Annotated in this window: 3 protein-coding genes and 1 pseudogene; 2 read left to right on the forward strand and 2 right to left on the reverse strand. The window is 70.3% G+C overall.

Features of this window, described 5'->3' with window-relative positions; genetic code table 11:
* Nucleotides 1-663: 663 nt before the first annotated feature.
* Together CCN56_RS32460 and ptsP are read left to right on the forward strand one after the other, a co-directional pair.
* Nucleotides 664-1,113 (forward strand): PTS glucose transporter subunit IIA, encoded by a 450-nt coding sequence (locus tag CCN56_RS32460; RefSeq protein ID WP_041128160.1) that lies wholly within the window; start codon nt 664-666, stop codon nt 1,111-1,113.
* A gap of 80 nt (nt 1,114-1,193) precedes the next feature.
* Nucleotides 1,194-2,864 carry a phosphoenolpyruvate--protein phosphotransferase gene (gene ptsP, locus CCN56_RS32465; RefSeq protein WP_086831461.1) on the forward strand — a complete coding sequence of 557 codons (1,671 nt, stop codon included), beginning with the start codon at nt 1,194-1,196 and terminating at the stop codon, nt 2,862-2,864.
* 69 nt (nt 2,865-2,933) lie between these two features.
* On the opposite strand, the gene CCN56_RS32470 is transcribed toward ptsP, so the two are convergent.
* The gene (locus CCN56_RS32470) at nt 2,934-3,824 is read right to left on the reverse strand and encodes a hypothetical protein (RefSeq protein WP_086831462.1); all 891 of its coding nucleotides are present in this window, start codon (nt 3,822-3,824) and stop codon (nt 2,934-2,936) included.
* 23 nt (nt 3,825-3,847) lie between these two features.
* A pseudogene (locus CCN56_RS32475) lies at nt 3,848-4,281 on the reverse strand (MFS transporter); the annotation flags it as partial.

The following is a 4,281-nucleotide window of genomic DNA, read 5'->3' on the forward strand; positions in this document are numbered from 1 at the left end:
ATGTTTACCCGTGATCGGGTCACACTCGCGTTGAGCGGGACGGTCATGCCGGAATGTGGCCGACCGTCCACAGCGTCCTCGCTGTGTTGTCGCCACCCCGAGGGGTGGACTTTTTCAAAGGAACCTCGGCCATCCGGAGATGGACGGGGTATCAACTAATCTGGCGTTGATTTTTGGCACGCTGTTGAGTTCTCAAGGTGCGGACGCTTCCTTCGTTCCCGTTTCCGGGCCCTCCGGGCGCTTCCTTCGTTTTCCAGCTTAGCAGATCCGAATTTCCGTTTCTGCCACCCGCTGGAGCGGGCTGCTGGGGCTGGAATTCACTTTCGCGTTTTCCGTTCCCGGCGGGGTTGAACATTACCAGGCTTTCTCGGTCCCCCTGACCACGTCCCCTGCGAGCATGCAGAGGTGTAGACCACTGGGGTTAGGATCTGGCTTGATAGGTGCTGCCGACCCGCGACTCAAGGCCGCGTTGGGGTCAGGCAGGAGTACGACAGTACATCCCACCGTCAGTAGAGGCAAATCGTTTCCGGTGGTCCCTAGCTCCGCCCAACGGGTACATCTCGTGCGGAACCGGGACTTCCTATGACATACGCTTCAGAACAGTACGCCGTCCAGGACAGGTAGTGACGGCGCCACACAATCTCCGCCCCTGGGAGGCTTCCCATGACAACCGTGACGTCGCCGCTTGCTGGACGCGCCATCGGTCTCGCCGCAGTTCCCGACCCGGTCTTCTCCGGTGCGATGGTCGGTCCCGGTACCGCCATCGATCCCGTACGTGAGCCCTCGGATGCCGTCTCCCCTCTCGACGGGGTCATCGTCTCCATGCACCCGCACGCCTTCGTCGTCGTCGACGACGAAGGGCACGGAGTGCTGACGCACCTCGGCATCGACACCGTTCAGCTCAATGGACAGGGTTTCGAGCTGCTCGTCAGCAAGGGTGACCGGGTGACGCGCGGACAGGCCGTCGTCCGTTGGAACCCCGCCGAGGTCGAGGCCGCCGGCAAGTCCGCCATCTGTCCCGTCGTGGCCCTGGAGGCCACTGCCGACTCGCTCTCCGACCTCGTCGAGGACGGCGACGTGAAGGCCGGCGACCAGCTCTTCGGCTGGCGCTGAGCCGGTCCGTCCTCGTGACGACCGCGAGTTCGACATTCAACGCGGCGGCCGGGGCCGTCGCTCAATCGGAGACGGGTGAGATGGAGACAACGCTGCGAGGCGTCGGCGTCAGCCACGGAGTGGCGATCGGCGAGGTCCGGCACATGGGTACGGCGGTCCTGGAGCCGCCGGCCAAGCAGATCCCCGCGGACGAGGCGGAGCGCGAGCAGGGGCGCGCCCGTCAGGCCGTGGAGGCTGTGGCCGCGGACCTGATTGCCCGGGGCAATCTGGCCGGTGGTGAGGCCCAGGCCGTGCTCGAGGCCCAGGCGATGATCGCCCAGGACCCGGAGCTCATGGCCGACGTCGACCGCCGGGTCGCGGTCGGCAGCACGGCCGAGCGCGGTATCTACGACGCCTTCTCGCACTACCGCGAGCTGCTCGCGGGTGCCGGCGAGTACATGGCGGGCCGGGTCGCGGACCTGGACGACGTGCGGAACCGGATCGTCGCGCGGCTGCTCGGCGTGCCGATGCCGGGCGTGCCGGACAGCGACGAGCCGTACGTACTGATCGCGCGGGACCTGGCGCCGGCCGACACGGCGCTGCTCGACCCGACGCTCGTGCTCGGGTTCGTGACGGAGGAGGGCGGTCCGACCAGTCACAGCGCGATCCTCGCGCGGGCGCTGGGTGTGCCGGCCATCGTGGCGCTGCCGGGCGCGGGTGAGCTGGCCGAGGGCACGCTCATCGCGGTCGACGGTTCCACGGGTGAGCTTTTCGTGGACCCGAGCGAGGAGAAGAAGGCGGCGCTGACGAAGGCGGCCGCCGAGCGCAAGGCCGCGCTGGCGACGTCCAGCGGTCCGGGTGCGACCTCCGACGGGCACAAGGTGCCGCTGCTCGCCAATGTCGGCGGTCCGGCGGACGTGCTGGCGGCGGTGGAGGCCGGTGCCGAGGGTGTCGGACTGTTCCGTACGGAGTTCCTCTTCCTGGACGACAGCAAGAAGGCTCCGTCCGAGGAGAAGCAGGTCGAGGCGTACCGCAAGGTTCTCGAGGCGTTCCCCGAGGGCCGTGTGGTCGTGCGGGTGCTCGACGCGGGTGCCGACAAGCCGCTGGACTTCCTGACTCCTGTGGACGAGCCGAACCCGGCGCTCGGTGTGCGGGGTCTGCGGTCGCTGCTCGACCACCCGGAGGTGCTGCGGACACAGCTGACCGCGCTGGCGAAGGCGGCCGAGGGACTGCCGGTGTACCTCGAGGTCATGGCTCCGATGGTGGCCGACCGTACGGACGCGAAGGCGTTCGCCGATGCGTGCCGTGAGGCGGGGCTGCGGGCGAAGTTCGGTGCGATGGTCGAGATTCCCTCGGCCGCGCTGCGGGCGCGCTCGATCCTGCAGGAGGTCGAGTTCCTGTCGCTGGGCACGAACGACCTGGCGCAGTACACCTTCGCGGCCGACCGTCAGGTCGGTGCGGTGTCGCGGCTCCAGGATCCGTGGCAGCCGGCGCTGCTCGACCTGGTGGCGCTGTCCGCCGAGGCGGCCAAGGCCGAGGGCAAGAGCTGTGGTGTCTGTGGCGAGGCCGCTTCGGATCCGCTGCTCGCCTGTGTGCTGACCGGTCTGGGGGTCACCTCCCTGTCCATGGGTGCGGCGTCCATTCCGTATGTGCGGGCGACGCTGGCCAAGTACACGCTGGCGCAGTGCGAGCGGGCCGCGGCCGCGGCCCGTGCCGCGGACACGGCGCACGATGCGCGCATCGCCGCGCAGGCGGTGCTGTCCGGGGAGTGATCCCCTGAGGGGGTCGATGAAGGGGCTTTCCGTCACGTGGTGGCGGGGAGCCCCTTCGTCGTGTCGGGGTCAGTGATGGGTGGTCCAGTCGTCGTCGGGGTCGGGGGCGAGGGGGAGGCCGGCGCGGTACTCGACGCCCGGTTCCGGGGAGAGGGGTTCGCCGGTGCGGGCGTCGGTGCAGTAGGCGGCGAAGACCTCGGCCTCGGTGAGGGGGGTCAGGGTGCCGTCGGTGAGGCGCCAGCCGTGGAGCCGGTCGGGGGCGCCGGGGGTGGTGGTGCGCAGGACGACTCCGCCGGGTGACGCGAGGGCGATGCCGGTGGCGAGGACGGCGGTGAACTCCGCTCCTGTGGCGTCGTCGGGGGGTGTGGTGCCGTGGGTGTGGAGGACGGCGAGGAGCTGGTCGTCGGCGGCCTGGACGCTGCAGACGAGGTGGTGGGTGCCGGGGCCTGCGGCTTCGAGGAGTCGTACGAGAAGCCGGCCCGCCCGCTCGTACGCGGCTTTGCCGATGTCCTTGCCGCAGCCGGCGCAGTCGCCGGCGGTGGCGAGGACGGTGGTGGCGTACTCCCAGGTGGCCTGTCGGACGGCGGTGTCGACGAGCTCGGGGAGGAGGGTGGTGAGGGGCTGGCCGGTGTAGGTGACGCGGGCGCCGGTGGCGGCCAGGTGGGCGGTGAAGTGGCTGCGGCTCGTGGGGTGGTCGGGGTCGGTGCCGGTCTCGGCGCACCATGCCGCGTACTCCTCGGGGTCGAAGAGGGTGACGGTGGTGTGGCCGCCCTGGGTCGCGAGGGTCCTGAGGAGGGCCTCGACCTGCCGCAGGTAGGTGGTGTGGTCGTCGAAGGCGAAGGTGCGGTACTGCCGCATGGCGGCGAAGTCCTGCTCGTCGGCGAGGAGGCCGACGGTGCTGGGGACCTCGCGGCGCAGGGCGCGGCGGAGGTGTGCGGTGGTGGTGCCGGTACGGGTCATGTCTCCCCCTGGTGACGCTCCGATCAGTGCTCACTCACCGTAACCTTTGACACTGACAGTGACGGTCCGGGTTCGGTGAGGCGGCGGCGGACGAGGCGGTTCTGGGCGGCGGCGGTGGCGACCAGGGCGGCGCCGAGGAGGGGCCAGGCGAGGGGGCCTGCGGAGACGATGCCGGTCATAAGGAGGGGGCCTGCGAAGCGCTGGGTGGACTGGGCGAGGCCGTGGACTCCCAGGTAGGCGCCCTGGGCGTCGCCGGGGGCGAGGGCGACGGAGAGCTCCCAGGAGGCCATGGTGTGGACCATCTCGGCGAAGGTGAGGGCGACGGTGGCCGTGATCAGGGCGGCGATCGCAAGGGTGCGGCCGCCGAGGGCGGAGACGGCGAGGGCGATCGTGCCGAGGGCGAAGAGGCCTGCCAGGGGGCGGAGCAGGCGGCGGGCGGCGTCGGTGGTGGCGCCGA

The sequence above is a fragment of the Streptomyces sp. NRRL B-24572 genome (assembly GCF_002156145.1).
Taxonomy (GTDB): Bacteria; Actinomycetota; Actinomycetes; order Streptomycetales; family Streptomycetaceae; genus Streptomyces; species Streptomyces vietnamensis.